A 317-nucleotide genomic window follows, 5' to 3' on the forward strand; every position below is an offset into this window, starting at 1 on the left:
GGTCGTTTGAGGGACGGGTACCTGGTCTGTACCGGCATATGGGGCGAACTGGCAATGCCGGTGAAGATGCCTCCGCGTTCGCAGGTCGTGGGCGTCAACGCGGCCACGCTCTGGAAGGGCGCCAGGGGCATCGCGCCGGCTGGCCTTGCGGTCGATATGTCTTCCTTCGGCAACAGCGTCGTGATGACGGCGCCCACCGCCTTCGCGCGCTACGAAGACCCCGCCGAACGCCTGGCCGCCCTGGTGCTGACAAGCGATGCCAGCTACAGCTATCAATCCTTCGGCGATACCGAAGGGCTCGCGCCTTTGCTCGGAAG

The 317-nt window shown here is 65.6% G+C and carries 1 protein-coding gene; it reads left to right on the forward strand.

Annotated features, from left to right (window positions below):
• Positions 1–60: 60 nt before the first annotated feature.
• Positions 61–317 (forward strand): hypothetical protein (locus tag B4E36_RS21355; RefSeq protein ID WP_414673804.1); only part of this gene is annotated, 257 nt, incomplete at its 3' end.

Origin of the sequence: Martelella sp. UBA3392, from assembly GCF_002358775.1 — a bacterium.
Classification (GTDB): Bacteria; Pseudomonadota; Alphaproteobacteria; order Rhizobiales; family Rhizobiaceae; genus Martelella; species Martelella mediterranea.